Origin of the sequence: Protofrankia sp. Cj5 (assembly GCF_917627405.1) — a bacterium.
Classification (GTDB): domain Bacteria; phylum Actinomycetota; class Actinomycetes; order Frankiales; family Frankiaceae; genus Protofrankia.
In genome coordinates this window covers 1-13716 of the sequence record NZ_CAKJTO010000118.1, presented here as the reverse complement: position 1 = coordinate 13716, position 13716 = coordinate 1, and the positions used below count along the sequence as shown (strand labels likewise).

The following is a 13716-nucleotide window of genomic DNA, read 5'->3' as shown; positions in this document are numbered from 1 at the left end:
GTACGTAGACGAACGCCTCCCGGCCGTCCAGCGGCGCGGTGAACAACAGATCGGTATGCCGCCACCGCAGCGTGGCATCCACCAGACTCCCGGGCACGAGCGCCAGCTTGTCCAGGTCAAGCCGGGCCACCAGCCCTGGTGGCAGTACCGCCCGCACCTGGGACGCCGCGTTCGACGGCGTCCCCAAAATCCGGCGGAACACCGCGTCATGAGGTGTGGACGGACCCGACATGACCGCACCGTACCGACACCCACCGACACACCAGCCCGCCAGCCCACAACCAGGCACCAGCCCACCGGCCACACGAGGCACCCACTGCTCCCAGTCCGGACTGCCGGCCTCGGCCGGGCCATCCTCGGTGGCGTTCGAGGCAGTGGGCATGCTCGGTGTCGGCGTAGTAGGTCCACCGGTAGGGCTGAGCGGTCCTGTTGTGTTTGATCGTGAACTCGGTGATCTGGTCCTCGAGGTCCTCACGGGAACAGGGCGAGAAAGCCACCTGCCTGACGCTCTACGACCGCGCCCACGACATCCTCGACGGGCCGGGCCCGACACCGGCCCCTGGGACGAGTTCGTCAGCCCTGCCCGTATCGAAGCCCAGCGGGTACACAGCCTCGCCGCACTCGGTGACTGCACCAGTCCTGCGGTCCCCGCGTGACGCCGTCGCCGGATGGCAGACTGTCCTCCAGGCAGGCGAGTTCCACCAGGCGATGGACCAGGTCCCCACGGCCATCACCGGCTGACTACCATCCCGCCACCGGCGATCCGATCCACCTCCGCCAGGGGCCGGCCCCAGGGAGGACGAGCCGCTCCATGACCCAGCTCGACGACCACCGCTGGATGACCCGGGCCATCGACCTCGCCCACCGCTGCCCACCCACCACCGGCGCCTACTCGGTCGGCGCCGTCATCGTCGACGCAAACAACGAGGAGATCGCCTTCGGCTTCTCCCGCGAGGTCGACGAGGCGGTGCACGCTGAGGAATCCGCCCTCGCGAAGATCGACCCTGACGACCCGCGGCTGGCCACCGCGACGATCTACAGCACTCTCGAGCCCTGCTCTCAGCGCAAGTCCCGGCCACGCACCTGCGCCCAGCTCATTCTGGAAGTCAAGATCCTACGGGTGGTCATCGCCTGGCGCGAACCCAGCCTCTTCGTCGCCGACTGCCAAGGCTACGAACTCCTCACCGCGGCTGGTGTCACCGTCGTGGAACTGCCTGAGCTTGCCGAGCAGGCCCGCGCCATGAACGCCCACCTGTCGGTCTGATTCACCTTCGAGCCTGTTCCGGGGTCGGCTCTGCCATAGGTCTCACGGGCCTGCGCCCCGCCTGCTGAGCAGGTGTCGCGTTGGCTACTCGCGCACCATCACGGCCACGCGCCGGCGGACCCTGGGCTGTGTCAGGCATCACCGGACGGAGCCCGACCCGCCTCACGATCTCACGGCCGCGGGCCGCTCCAGCCACCGTTCCGGGCGACGGGAAGGATCACGGCATGAGCGCACCCACCGCGTCCGCGGCGGGCGACACCTGGGGCATCAGCGGCCCCTCTTTTCTCATCCTCTACGCCCTGGGATTCGCGGTCCTGCTGCTGGCGGCGATCGTCATGCGCCACCGCATCCTCGGCCCGACGGACACGCCGGTGGCGGGCCCCAGCCCGTTGGACCCAACGGAACTCGCCATGATCAGCGGAAACCCACGGCTGGCCGTGACGTGCGCGGTCACCAACCTGCACGACCTGGGCCTGCTGCGGCCAGGGCGGACGCGGCGCGGGTTGACCACCACGGGTGCGCCGCTGCCGCCCGACGCCACCCCACTGGAGCGGGAAGTGCTCGGCGCCATCCGCCGAGCGGGCGAACTGCGGCTGGAGTCGCTCAGCGCGCTGGTGTCACGGGGACCGGCCGTGACCGCCTGCCGTACTCGCCTGCAGGGCGCGGGACTCGTACCGACGCGGGCGCAGGCTCATGACTGTCGGCAGGCCCTGATCCCCCTGCTGCTCCTCGCGGCGATCGGGATCATCCGCGTCGCTGTGGGCGTCAGCCGGGGCAAGCCGGTCGGTCTCCTCTGCATCGAACTGATCGTCACCGCGGTGGCGGTAGTGCTTCTCGCCCAGCGCCCAGCCATCACCCGCCGGGGAAAGGCCGCCCTGTCCACGGCCCGCCGCGACAGCGTCGATCTGCGGTCCGGCGGTGTGCCTGGGCAGCGCGCCCTCGCCCTCGCGCTGTTCGGCACGGGCGTGCTCTGGGACACCGACCCGGCCCTCGCCAGCCAGCTCGGCCTGGCCCGTCCCAGCGGGAACACAAGCGGCGGGGACGCAAGCAGCGGTAGTGGGTGTGGCGGTGGTGGCGGCTGCGGTGGCGGCGGCTGCGGCGGATGACCGCCACCGCACCGCCGAACAGTGCGCGGCGCAACCGCCACGGGCCGCCATCCGGGCTGGGGATCGGGTGGCGGCCAGAACTCGCGACCTTCATCGCCGACCGGACGGACCTGTCCTTCGTCGAGGTCATCGTGGAAGCGCTGCCTGCCCGCGGGCCTCTGCCGGCCGGCCTCGACCGGCTGGCTGGGCGCGGCGTCCCGGTCGTGCCGCACGGGGTCGGCCTCGGCTTGGGCGGCGCCGAACCGCTCCAGGCATGGCGGATCGCACGCCTGGCGGCTGTCGCCGAGCGGCTGCAAGCACCACTGGTCAGCGAGCATGTCGCGGTCGTCCGGGCCGGCGGGCTGGAAGCGGGGCACCTGCTGGCGGTGCCGCGGACCCGCGACGCACTCGACGTGCTGATCGCCAACGTACGGACCGTGTCAGCCGAACTGTCCGTCCCGCTCGCGCTCGAGCATCCCGCCGCGCCGCTGCACTGGCCGGACGCGGACCTCAGCGAAGCCGAGTTCCTCACCGAGATCGCTGAGCGCACCGGTGCGCTCCTGCTGCTGGACCTCGCCAACCTGCATGCCGACCGGGTCAACCACGGGGTCGACCCCGGCCGCTTCCTCGACCGGCTACCGTGGGAGCGCGTCGCCTACATCCACGTGGCCGGTGGAGTCATGCGCGGCGGGCTGTACCACGACACCCACGTCCACCCTGTCACCGGCGCGGTCCTCGACCTGGTCCGCGAAGTGGCGCGGCGATACCCCGGCCCACATGCGTTCATGCTTGAACGCGATGGTCATTACCCGTCCGTCCGGGAACTCGGCGGCGAGCTGGCGGCGATCAGCGCCGCTGCCGCCGCGGGCGGCGCGGGGCACCCCGGGCTACCAGGAGCTGGGCCGGTGACGGACGCCATGCCACGCCCCAGGACTCCCCGCGGCGGCAGCGGTGCCGATGGAGGCGACGGCGGCGACGGCGGCGACGGAGGGCGTGCGCGGCTGCGCCAGACGCAGACCGAACTCGTACGGGCGCTCGTCGCCGACGGGCCGATCCCCGCTGGATTCGACCCACGCCGCGTGGCGGCGACCCGCACGGCGCTCCTCCGCAAGCGCGCGGATGCCGTTGCCCGAGCATGGCCGGCGCTGTCCTGCCTGCCCGGCTTCCGCTCCCGGTTCACCGCCTTCGCCGCCGGCCGCGCACCCGTCGGAGCGTACGCGGACGGCATGGCCTTCGCCCGCGCCGTCCGGGCCGACCTCGACGAGCCGGCCCGGTCCGAACAGCTCATGGCCGCCGTGGCCCGCCGACGCCTGGCCATCGCGGTCGACCGGCAAGCCGGTGCCCGCCCGCTCGTCGCCATCCGGGCGCCGTTCGTCGGGACACGCCTGCTCGGCTCCGGCCGCACCCGGCTGGGCCGCACCAGGCTGCGGCGGCCCGGAACGGAATAAACGGAATAAGAGGGACCGGCAATAGGGGACGCGGCGTCGCGGGGCCCGGGCACACACCTCGTCGCGTCGCTCCCCGTCCATCGCTGCGCGATGCACGGGTACCCCGGGCTCGTCAGTCGCCACCCACCGCCTCCGGCGGCTCCCTCCGCAGCCTCGCGGTACCCGCGCGCAGCCCCGCTCCTTGATCCACGCCCTGTTGCCGGACGCTCCAGATCAGCTGCGCAGAATCGCTCCGGTTACCCGGGTGGCCTCGGCGACCGCCGCGTCCCGCGCCGCGTTCGCCTCCTCCGCGGTGAGGGTACGGTCCCCCGCCCGCAGCCGCAGGCCGAACGCGAGCGAACGTTTTCCGCCGCCGATCTGGACCCCCTCGTAGACGTCGAAAAGGGTCAGCGCCTCCAGCAGATGACCGGCACCCGCCCGCAACGCCGCGGTGACCTGGGCCACGGTGACGCCCGCCTCGACGACCAGCGCGATGTCGCGGTCGGCGGGTGGATACGTGGACACCGCGGACGCCATGATCGGCGGGCGCGACGAGGCGATCCCGACCAGCGCGTCGAGGTCGAGCTCCATCGCGCAGGTCCGGCCGGGCAGCCCGTAGGCCGCGATCACCCGTGGATGCAGCTCACCGGCATGCCCGACGACCCGGCGCACGACCGGATCCGCCGCCGCGGGGCCGGCCACCGTCAGTCGCGCGCACCGGCCGGGGTGCCACGGCATCATCGCGTCTGCCGCCACCGACAGCTCCAGACCGGTAGCACCCGCGACGGTGTGTGCGGCGGCGACCGCGTCCTGCCAATCCGCCGGCCGCCCCGGTCCCCACCAACCGGCCGGTTCCCGCAGGCCGGTGAGAACGACGGCCACCAGTCTCGGCTGGTCGGGCAGGGCCGCGTTGAGCGCGGCGATCTCGTCCTCGCTGGGACGGTGATCGACCGCGGGGGTCGGCGGCGTGGCGGCGGCAACGGCCCGGAACACCAGACCAGTCTCGAACAGCGCCAGGTCGCCCTGGCCCCGGCCGATGTTGCGGACGGCGGCGGCGAACAGTCCGGGCAGCAGGGTGGTGCGCAGGTTGGCGGCATCCTCAGCGATCGGGTTCGCGACCCGGACGGCCGCGGCCCGCGGGTCGTCCGCCTCAAGCCCGAGCTGGGTCAGCGTGTCGTCCCCGACGAACGGGACGGTGCGGACCTCGAGGTAGCCCTGCTGGGCGAGTGCCCTGTCGACCGCCCGACGCAGCCGCTGGCCCTGGGTGAGGCCGCGGCCAGCCGGTAGCCGCGGGAGGGTCACCGGGATTGTGTCGTAGCCTTCCAGCCGGATGACCTCTTCGACGAGGTCGGCGGGCCGGGTCAGGTCACCGCGCCAGGATGGCGGCGTGACCGCCAGCACCCCGGGCCCGTCGGGTCCGCTGCCGGTGCCGGATGCGGCCACTGTGGATGCGCTCGCTGTGGATGCGGCCACTGCGCAGCCGATGTCGACCAGCCGCTGCCGGACAACCTCGGCCGGGTAGGGACGTCCACCCAGACGCTCCGGCTCGGCCAGCGGGAAGGCGATCGTGACGGGATCCGGCCGGTGGTCGACGTCGGTGGCCCCCGGCTCCGCCGTGGCGCCGGTGAGCTCGATGAGCATCCGGACCGCCGTCTCCGCGGCGGCCGGCGCGAGCGCCGGGTCAACGCCGCGTTCGAAACGGCGTGACGCCTCCGAACCGAGCTGGTGGCGCCGAGCCGTACGGGCGATCACCACCGGATCGAAATGGGCCGCCTCGATCAGGATCTCAGTGGTCTCAGCCGAGATCTCGGTGGCCGCGCCCCCCATGACGCCAGCCAACGCCACCGGTCCGGAACCGTCGGCGATGACCAGGTCCGCCGGGTCGAGTTCACGTTTGACCCCGTCGAGGGTGACCAGCCATTCACCGGGGCGGGCGCGGCGCACGACGATCGGGCCGGACAGCTTCGCCCGGTCGAAGGCATGCAGGGGCTGCCCCAGGCCCAACATGATCAGATTGGTGACGTCGACCGGTGCCGAGACAGGCCGCATGCCCGACAGCGCGAGACGTTGGGTGAGTCCCAGCGGGGTCCGTGCCTGCGGGGACACGCCGGTCACGGTCCGGGCGACATACCGGGTGCAGGCGGTGGTGTCCTCGACGACGACCGGATACCCTCCGGCCGCGGTGCCGGCCAGTGGCCGGTCCGTGCCCGGCCCGGCCGGATCCTGGAAGGCCAGTCCAAACGCGGTGGCCGCCTCCCTGGCGATCCCGCGGACGGACAGGCCATAACCGCGGTCCGGGGTGACGGCGATGTCGAGGACGTCGTCGGCGAGGTCCAGCAGTTCGGCAACGTCCACGCCGAGCGGGGTGTCAGCCGGCAGCACCAGGATGCCGTCGTGGTCGTCGCCGATGCCGAGTTCACGAACCGAACAGATCATGCCGTCACTGAGGTGCCCGTAGGTCTTGCGCGAGGTGATGGTGAAGCCGCCGGGCAGCACCGCGCCAGGCAGCGCCACCGCCACCCGGTCACCGACCTCGAAGTTGAAAGCTCCACAGATCACCCCGCGGGTACCGGTCGGCGGCACCTGGACCGTCACCCAGCGCACGTTCTTCTTCTTGGTCTCGACGACCTCGATCGCGCGGACCTCACCGACGACGACACCGGCGATGTCACGGCCGACGGGCTCGACGGCCTCAACCTCGAAACCGGCTCTGATCAGCGCCTCGGCGACCACTTTCGCCGACGGCAGGCCGGCGACGGTCGCCCGGAGCCACGACATGGGAATCTTCATGACCCGCTCCCCGTCTCGAACACGCGGCCGAACCGGACGTCCCCGTCGACGAAGTCACGGATCTCGTGGACGCCATGGCGGATCATCGCCGCGCGTTCCAGCCCCATCCCGAAGGCGAAACCGCTGTAGCGGGCCGGGTCGACCCCGCAGGCGACCAGCACGTTCGGATCGACCATCCCGCAGCCGCCCACCTCGATCCAGCCCTCGTCGGAGCACACCCGGCACGGCTGACGGTCCGGTTCGCCACGACAGGCGAAGCAGCCGACGTCGAGCTCAGCCGACGGCTCGGTGAACGGGAAGTAGGACGGCCGCAGCCGGGTGGGCAGGCCCGACCCGAACAGCGCCTGGGCGAACACGTCCAGGGTGCCGCGCAGGTCGGCCATGGTGATGCCCTCGTCGACCGCGAGGCCCTCGAGCTGGCCGAACACGGGCGAGTGGGTGGCGTCGACCGCGTCGTTGCGGTACGTCCGCCCTGGGCACACCACATACACCGGCAGTGGACGAGACAGCAGCGCGCGGACCTGGACCGGCGAGGTGTGCGTGCGCAGCAGCAGCCCGCTGCCCATCGGGTCGACGTACAGGGTGTCGTGCGAGCTTCGCGCCGGATGATCGGGGCCGAGGTTCAACGCCTCGAAGTTGAACCAGTCGTGCTCGACTTCAGGCCCTTCGGCGACCTCGTAACCCATGGCCACGAACACGTCGACCAGGTAATCGGACAGCGTCGTGATCGGATGCCGTGCCCCGAGCGGGCGGCGGCCCGCCGGGACAGTGACGTCAACCCGCTCCTCAACCAGGACCCGGGCGTCACGCTCGGCGGTGAGTTCGGCGAGTCTTGCCTCGTAGAGCTCCCGGACGGCCGCTGTGGCGTCGTTGTGCCGGCGCCCGGCCGCGGCCCGGTCCGGCTGTGGCAGGGCGCCGAGCACCCGGCGCGCCAGCATCAGCGGAGCGGACCGGCCATCAACCTGTGACGTGCGAACGGCGGCGAGCTCGTCGAGATCGCCCGCGGCGGCGATCTCCGCGGCCGCCCGCGCGCACAGCTGGGCAAGCCGGTCCGGACCGAGCTGGTCCGCGTCAGCCCGGCCCGGGTCCGCGCGGCCTGGATCGACACGGTTCGGATGATCGGCTCGGTTCGGATCGACTCGGCTCGAGTCAGCGCTCGGTAGGGACGGTGACACGCTGGTCATCCTCATTGAAGTCATTGATGGCCGGACCGGCCATCAGGTGGGATCCCGACCGCCGTCCACCACAGGTGGGCGGACACGCGGGCCGGGTGCGGGCTGCGGGCCGGGGCGCCCGCCGGGTCACGGCTTCGCTTCAGGCGAAGACGGGTGCCCCGGCGGGCACCACAAATCGGAACTCGGCGCCACCGCCCGGCGCCCGCCCAACCATGATCGTACCGCCGTGCGCATCGATGAGCGCTCTAGCGATATAGAGCCCGAGGCCCGTCCCGTTACCGCGGGTCGCGCCTCGCCAGAACTTCGTGAAAACCCGGGATGCGCTTGCTTCGGGCACGCCCTCGCCCTCGTCCGCCACACTCACCTCGGCTCCGGTCAGCGTGCCGCGCATGACAATGGTGACGGTACCCGCGCCATGGCGCAGCGCGTTGTCGACGAGATTGTGCAGCACCTGTTCAATCTTGTCGGCGTCCAACCACATCTCCGGCAGCGTACCTTCGGTGCGCATCGCGAACCTGTCGCGGGTGGCCTCTCCCGCCGCGACCTTGCCATCGACGACCCGGCGCAGCGTCTGATCAAGATCCACGATCTGTTTGCGCATCTGGATCCGGCCGGAGTCGATCCGCGAGACGTCGAGCACCTCGGCGAGCAGCCGGGTCACCCGGTCGGCGTCGGTGTTGACGGTGTTGAGCATGAGCTTCTTCTGCTCTTCGGTGAACCTGTCCCACTTCGCCAGCAGCGTGGCGGTGAACCCCTTCACGCTCGTCAGCGGGGAACGCAGTTCGTGCGCGACCGTGGCCACCAGGTCGGCGCGGTTACGCTCAAGGCGCTCCCGGCTGACGGTGTCCCGCAGCGACAGCGAGACCTGCGCCAGCTGCCCCTCGACACGGACATAACGAACAGTGACATTAAGATCGCGTTCGTGCTGGGCGCCCGCGAAGGTCAGCCGCCGCTCCGGCTGGCCGGTCACCCGCGGCAGGTTGCGGCTCACCCGCGAACATTCCCACCAGTCGTTGCCCCGCTCGTCGAGCAACGGCAGGACCTCGGTGAGATGACGGCCCACGGCGGCGGCCGCCGCGACGCCTGTGATCTTCACGGCCGCGGCGTTGAATATCTCCACCCGGCCGGTGGCGTCAACCACCACGATCCCGTCTGGGAGATCATCCCAGGAGACCGGCGACACGGCGGGTACCTCAAGGTACGGCGTCCCATCCGCCCGCGGCCCGGGACCGGACAGTGGTTCTCCGTCCGCCGGTGGATTGCGAGCTTGGTCGGGAGCCGACGTGACCGTGTGCGTCACAGCCGTCCACCTCCCCCGGCGCCTTGAGTGCCGGACCCGAGCCTCGCCTGTGCGCGCGCTGACGCGTACAGGCAGATCGCAGTCGCCACCGCAAGATTCAGCGACTCGGCCTGACCGTACACCGGCACCCGGAGCACCGCGTCCGCGGACACCACGTCGGCCCGCGGGAGACCGCGCGCCTCGTTACCGAACAGCCACGCGGTGGGTACGCCGAGTTCCCCCGCGTCCGCCGCGGCATCGAGATCCCGTGCCGCGAGCGGGGTGGTGGCGATGATGCGGCAACCATGGTCCCGCAGCTGGCGGACCGCATCATCGAGATCAATATCGGTCACCACCGGCAGGTGGAAGATGCTGCCCGCGGACGCGCGGACGGCCTTGCCACCGAACGGATCCACCGACGACCCGGCGAACACGACGGCGTCCGCGCCCGCGGCGTCCGCGGATCTTACAATCGTCCCCGCGTTGCCCGGATCACGTGTGTCAAGACAGATCGCCACCAGCCGGGGGTGGGCGAGATCCGCGACCAGGTGGCGTGGGCACTCGGCCAACCCGACCACACCCTGAGGTGTCACCGTCTCGGACAGTGATGCCACCGCGTCATCCGACACGACGCGCACCGGTATCCCCGCTCCGTCCACAAGTGCCGCGTACCTGCTCATCGCCGACGAACCCACGAAAATCTCATGCAGTGCCCCGACCGCGAGTCCCGCTGTGACCGCTTGGGGCCCCTCGACCAGAAACTGACCGCGGACACGACGGACCGCCGGGCGGCGCAGGCGCCGCGCGGCGAGCACCCGCGACGAACGCGGGCCAGCCGGGTCCGGGACCACCAGCATGAATTCGGATACGCGCCGGCCTACGCGATCGATCAGGCCGCCGACGTCTCCGGCGTACGGGCCGGTGAGGCAGGTGGCAGGGCGGCACGCGCGACCTCGACGAGCGCGGTGAACGCGGCCGGGTCCGTCACCGCGAGCTCGGCGAGGATCTTCCGGTCAACCTCCACCTCGGCCAGCCGCAGCCCCTGGACGAACCGGTTGTAGGTCAGCCCGTTCGCCCGCGCGGCGGCGTTGATCCTGGCGATCCACAGCTGCCGGAAGTCACCCTTACGAGCCCGCCGGTCCCGATAGGAGTAGGCCATCGAGTGCAGGACCTGCTCCTTGGCCTTGCGGTACAGCCGAGAGCGCTGCCCCCGGTACCCGCTGGACTGCTCTAGCACCGTCCGGCGTTTCTTCTGGGCGTTGACCGCCCGCTTGACCCTTGCCATGAGGGGGAAACTCTCCTTCAGTCGTGACTGTCGGCACTACGTCGCGCCGCTCCCAGCGGGTGGGAGCGGTTCGGGGGGACGGCCGGCGGTCAGCGCGCCAACAGCTTCTTGATGCGTCCTTCGTCCGCCGGGCTAAGCGTGACCTCGTTGTACAGCCGCCGGGTACGCCGGCTGGACTTGTGCTCCAACAGGTGATTGCGATTGGTCCGGCGGCGCATCACCTTGCCGGTACCGGTGATTCTGAACCGTTTGGACGCGCCGGTGTGGGTCTTCATCTTGGGCATCTGGAGATCCTGTAATCCGTGGTGATCATCAACGGTGTTCTGGGTCAGACCCGGCCGGCGGGCTCTGGCGCGCGCTGGGGCCGGGACCCCTTGTGCGGTGCCATCACCATGGTCATGTTCCGGCCGTCCTGCTTGGGCTGAGCCTCGACGTAACCGAGCTCCGCGACATCGGTCGACAATCGCTGCAAGAGGCGGATGCCGAGCTCGGGCCGGGACTGCTCACGCCCGCGGAACATGATCGTAATCTTGACTTTGTCGCCGGCCCTGAGGAACCGGACCACGTGACCCTTCTTGGTCTCGTAGTCATGCGGATCGATTTTCGGCCGGAGCTTCATTTCCTTGATGACCGTCTGGACCTGGTTCTTACGAGCCTCCCGACGCTTCTGGTCGGACTCGTACTTGAACTTTCCGTAGTCCATGAGCTTGCAGACCGGCGGACGAGCCGTCGGAGCGACCTCGACCAGATCGAGATCCGCCTCCTGCGCAAGCCGCATCGCCTCAGCGATGGCGACGATGCCGATCTGCTCGCCTTCGGGCCCAACCAGGCGCACTTCGGGCACCCTGATCCGGTCGTTAATACGTGACTCTGCGCTGATGTGGTTCCCTCCGTGGACTCGACGCGCGGGCATGACCTGCCGCTGCGGAGCCCTGCACCCAGCAAGACTGGGCACCCGGCCGACACGCCGTCACAGACGGCTCGGCCGACCGGCGACCCGGCCGCCGAACATGCGACGTCGGGTGGGAGGCAAGCCTCCGCTTGGCCTTGTCACCACAGGATGGCGCCGCTACGAGACACCAGCCAGATAACAAGCGGTCGACTGACAGCCTAGCAGAGCGGGCCGGATGCGACGATCAGTTGACCGTCGGATATCAGAGTGGCCACGGTGGATATTCCGTCAGAAACCGGTCAACCCGCCATCGGGCGGCGGGAGCGATGACGAGACCACCGGCGCCGGGGGCGCGGCTGCTCGGCCAGCCGCGCGCCAGCCTCCTCCAGAGCCACCGTCTCTCCCAGAGCCACCGTCTCTCCCAGAGCCACCGTCTCTCCCAGAGCCACCGCCGCGACCCGCCTCAGCAGCTCCCCGTCGACAGTGGCCATGGCCGGCCCGGCGATGTCGAGCACGACCGCGCGGTGGCCGTCCCGCACCGCCTGGGCACACAGGGCGTGGCCGGGCACCGCGACCGGCCGGGCGGCCTGGCGCCACCGGGCCAACGTGTCAACACCGCTGAACGCCGGGATCGCGGTGGCGCCGGAGGGCACCCGCAGCGTTACCAGAACCATCTCAGACGTCTTGTCGGCCCCGGTGACGGCGTCGGCATCGGTCCTGCGCGCCTCGATCGCGACGAAGACCCGGGCCCAGGCCAGCGCGGCCGCGACCGCATGTTCGTCGCCCGCGTCCAGCGCGGCGCGCAACGCGCCGTCACCACCGCCATGATCGCCTTGTCCGGCCGGCGTCAGCAGCTCCCGCTTCACCAGTCAACCCTAAACGCCTGGCAACACAGGACGCGGCGTCGCGGGGCTGGGGCACGCCCCTCGCGTCATCGCTCCCCGTCCATCGCTGCGCGATGCACGGGTACCCCGGCTCGTCAGTCGCCACCCAACACCTCCGACGCCTTCCTCCGCCGCCTTGCCGGATCGGGCGCGGATGAGCCGCTCACTGATCGAAAGCCCGATCTCACACCCGCTCTAAGAACGATCAGCCGGATACGGCCTCCACGGCGGCGGCAAGTTCGCCAAAGGCCGCTCTGGTACGGCGACGCAGAGCCGGCCAGGTGAACGACACGTCGCCGGCCAGAGCCGGATCGAACGGCACCACGACCACGGCCCGCGCGCGTTCGGAGAGCTGGGCGAGGCGACGGCGGGCCCGGCCGGACCAGCGGACCGGGACCGTCTCCACAACAACCACCGAGACGCCGCTCCCGATCCGGGTGATGCCGGCGGCGTCGGTGGCGGCATCGGTGGCGGCAACCTCAGCACCGGCGAGCGCCGCCAGCACGTCATCCGCGGCCGAAAGATCGAAAAGATCGGCCCGGACCGCGACCACGAGGGTGTCGGCCCGGGAGAACGGCGCCGCGGACAGCGGCTGGCTCCAGCCAGGCGGTCCGTCGACCAGCACCACCTGATGCCAGACCGCCAACATGTCCTGTACCCGGACTGGCTGCTCGGCGGACACGTCCACCGCGATGACCGGGTCGTGGCGGGAAGCGGCGAGAGCCATCCCGAGGCCGGCCGCGGCCGTGCGCCCGCAGCCCCCGGTGAACCCGCCGACATGTACCCGCAGACAGCTGATCGCGGATGTGGCGGGTGTGCTGCCGGCTTCCCCGGCCGCCGGCAGGCCGGCGCCGGGCCAGGTGATCTCCGGCGACACCGTCACCGGGAAACGCCCAAGCACCTGATCGGCAGCTTCCGGACCGGCGGCCGGCTGATCGGCGGCCGGCTGATCAGCGGCCAACGTGACGAGTTCGACGTCCGGGGTCCAACCGGCCGGAGCCGGCGCCGGCTCCGGCCGCCGTGGCCGGGCCGACCGGACGGGCGCCGCGAACGGAGCGCCGTCGTGCGTGCCGAGCCGTAACCGGCCCGCTCGCCGGCTCACGGTCGCGTCGCGGTTGTTGTCCTGGCTGGGCATGCGCAAGCCGAGCAGAGACACGGGCCGCGCGTCACCGACATCGGCCGCGAACACCGTGCCGGGCTGGATCTCGAGGGCATCACCGGCATCCGGAACCTGGCCGATTTCCCCCCGCGCGCCCGACCGGGGCGCTGGGAGATCCGGCCGATAACCGTCCTCGTCCCGTCCTCGCGCTGTCATCGCGCTCACCACCGCCTCCCGTCCCCACGGGGACCCCGCAGCCCATAGCCGGGGCCTGCCGCCGGAATAAGGTGGCCCCCCGATTCACCGGGACCTCCGGCGGCGCTGAGCACACGGTATGCGGTATCCATTACGGATAAGAGTCCCTGTCACCGGGCCGAGTTACAAGCTAACCGACCGCTGAGAGCGAATCAGAGTTCCGGCCGTTCGCGACGGCTTCGGGCGAGTTGACCGATTCAGGCAACACGTGGAGCGGCACCGGACACGAAAAGAAACCGGATACGAACGGAACCGGACCCGACCAGAACACACCAAGAACT

At 71.0% G+C, this 13716-nt stretch carries 14 protein-coding genes; 4 read left to right on the top strand and 10 right to left on the bottom strand.

What is annotated here, in order from left to right:
- On the bottom strand, positions 1 to 382 hold a 382-nt coding region (locus MJ777_RS19560; protein WP_239377376.1), incomplete at its 3' end, for an Rpn family recombination-promoting nuclease/putative transposase.
- Positions 383 to 450: 68 nt separating this feature from the next.
- Between MJ777_RS19560 and MJ777_RS19555 the strand changes: the two genes are divergently transcribed.
- From MJ777_RS19555 to MJ777_RS19540, 4 genes are all read left to right on the top strand, one after another.
- Positions 451 to 741: a hypothetical protein gene (locus MJ777_RS19555; RefSeq protein WP_239377375.1), complete on the top strand. Its 291-nt coding sequence runs from the start codon at positions 451 to 453 to the stop codon at positions 739 to 741.
- A 70-nt stretch (positions 742 to 811) separates the two neighbouring features.
- Positions 812 to 1264: a dCMP deaminase gene (locus MJ777_RS19550; RefSeq protein ID WP_239377374.1), complete on the top strand. Its 453-nt coding sequence runs from the start codon at positions 812 to 814 to the stop codon at positions 1262 to 1264.
- Positions 1265 to 1488: 224 nt separating this feature from the next.
- Positions 1489 to 2370 carry a TIGR04222 domain-containing membrane protein gene (locus MJ777_RS19545; protein WP_239377373.1) on the top strand — a complete coding sequence of 294 codons (882 nt, stop codon included), beginning with the start codon at positions 1489 to 1491 and terminating at the stop codon, positions 2368 to 2370.
- Positions 2367 to 3797, top strand: coding sequence for a DUF692 domain-containing protein (locus MJ777_RS19540; protein ID WP_239377372.1), 1431 nt, complete (start codon positions 2367 to 2369; stop codon positions 3795 to 3797). The genes MJ777_RS19545 and MJ777_RS19540 overlap by 4 nt, the downstream gene beginning before the upstream one ends.
- Positions 3798 to 4010: 213 nt before the next feature.
- Here the strand turns inward: MJ777_RS19540 and pheT are convergent, their stop codons facing one another.
- From pheT to MJ777_RS19495, 9 genes are all read right to left on the bottom strand, one after another.
- On the bottom strand, positions 4011 to 6566 hold the full coding sequence (gene pheT / locus MJ777_RS19535) for a phenylalanine--tRNA ligase subunit beta (RefSeq protein WP_239377371.1): 2556 nt from the start codon (positions 6564 to 6566) through the stop codon (positions 4011 to 4013).
- On the bottom strand, positions 6563 to 7741 hold the full coding sequence (pheS, locus tag MJ777_RS19530; RefSeq protein ID WP_239311483.1) for a phenylalanine--tRNA ligase subunit alpha: 1179 nt from the start codon (positions 7739 to 7741) through the stop codon (positions 6563 to 6565). Before pheS ends, pheT begins: the two co-directional genes overlap by 4 nt.
- Before the next feature lie 139 nt (positions 7742 to 7880).
- The gene (locus MJ777_RS19525) at positions 7881 to 9041 is read right to left on the bottom strand and encodes an ATP-binding protein (RefSeq protein ID WP_370652778.1); all 1161 of its coding nucleotides are present in this window, start codon (positions 9039 to 9041) and stop codon (positions 7881 to 7883) included.
- Positions 9038 to 9877 (bottom strand): RNA methyltransferase, encoded by an 840-nt coding sequence (locus MJ777_RS19520; RefSeq protein WP_239311481.1) that lies wholly within the window; start codon positions 9875 to 9877, stop codon positions 9038 to 9040. The genes MJ777_RS19525 and MJ777_RS19520 overlap by 4 nt, the downstream gene beginning before the upstream one ends.
- A gap of 32 nt (positions 9878 to 9909) precedes the next feature.
- Positions 9910 to 10305, bottom strand: coding sequence for a 50S ribosomal protein L20 (rplT, locus tag MJ777_RS19515; protein WP_239311479.1), 396 nt, complete (start codon positions 10303 to 10305; stop codon positions 9910 to 9912).
- Between the two features lie 89 nt (positions 10306 to 10394).
- Positions 10395 to 10589, bottom strand: a complete 195-nt coding sequence (gene rpmI, locus MJ777_RS19510) for a 50S ribosomal protein L35 (RefSeq protein WP_239311477.1) — start codon at positions 10587 to 10589, stop codon at positions 10395 to 10397.
- Between the two features lie 44 nt (positions 10590 to 10633).
- Entirely contained in the window at positions 10634 to 11218 is a 585-nt protein-coding gene (gene infC, locus MJ777_RS19505; protein WP_239311475.1) for a translation initiation factor IF-3, read from the bottom strand.
- A gap of 278 nt (positions 11219 to 11496) precedes the next feature.
- Positions 11497 to 12063 carry an SseB family protein gene (locus MJ777_RS19500; protein WP_239377370.1) on the bottom strand — a complete coding sequence of 189 codons (567 nt, stop codon included), beginning with the start codon at positions 12061 to 12063 and terminating at the stop codon, positions 11497 to 11499.
- Between the two features lie 223 nt (positions 12064 to 12286).
- Positions 12287 to 13405: a hypothetical protein gene (locus MJ777_RS19495; RefSeq protein ID WP_239311471.1), complete on the bottom strand. Its 1119-nt coding sequence runs from the start codon at positions 13403 to 13405 to the stop codon at positions 12287 to 12289.
- Positions 13406 to 13716 lie beyond the last annotated feature (311 nt).

Coding starts and splice junctions, on each gene's coding strand:
- MJ777_RS19540 (WP_239377372.1), top strand. CDS start 2,367: ATGACCGCCACCGCACCGCCGAACAGTGCGCGGCGCAACCGCCACGGG.
- MJ777_RS19520 (WP_239311481.1), bottom strand. CDS start 9,877: ATGCTGGTGGTCCCGGACCCGGCTGGCCCGCGTTCGTCGCGGGTGCTC.
- infC (WP_239311475.1), bottom strand. CDS start 11,218: ATGCCCGCGCGTCGAGTCCACGGAGGGAACCACATCAGCGCAGAGTCA.
- MJ777_RS19545 (WP_239377373.1), top strand. CDS start 1,489: ATGAGCGCACCCACCGCGTCCGCGGCGGGCGACACCTGGGGCATCAGC.
- MJ777_RS19550 (WP_239377374.1), top strand. CDS start 812: ATGACCCAGCTCGACGACCACCGCTGGATGACCCGGGCCATCGACCTC.
- rplT (WP_239311479.1), bottom strand. CDS start 10,305: ATGGCAAGGGTCAAGCGGGCGGTCAACGCCCAGAAGAAACGCCGGACG.
- rpmI (WP_239311477.1), bottom strand. CDS start 10,589: ATGCCCAAGATGAAGACCCACACCGGCGCGTCCAAACGGTTCAGAATC.
- pheT (WP_239377371.1), bottom strand. CDS start 6,566: ATGAAGATTCCCATGTCGTGGCTCCGGGCGACCGTCGCCGGCCTGCCG.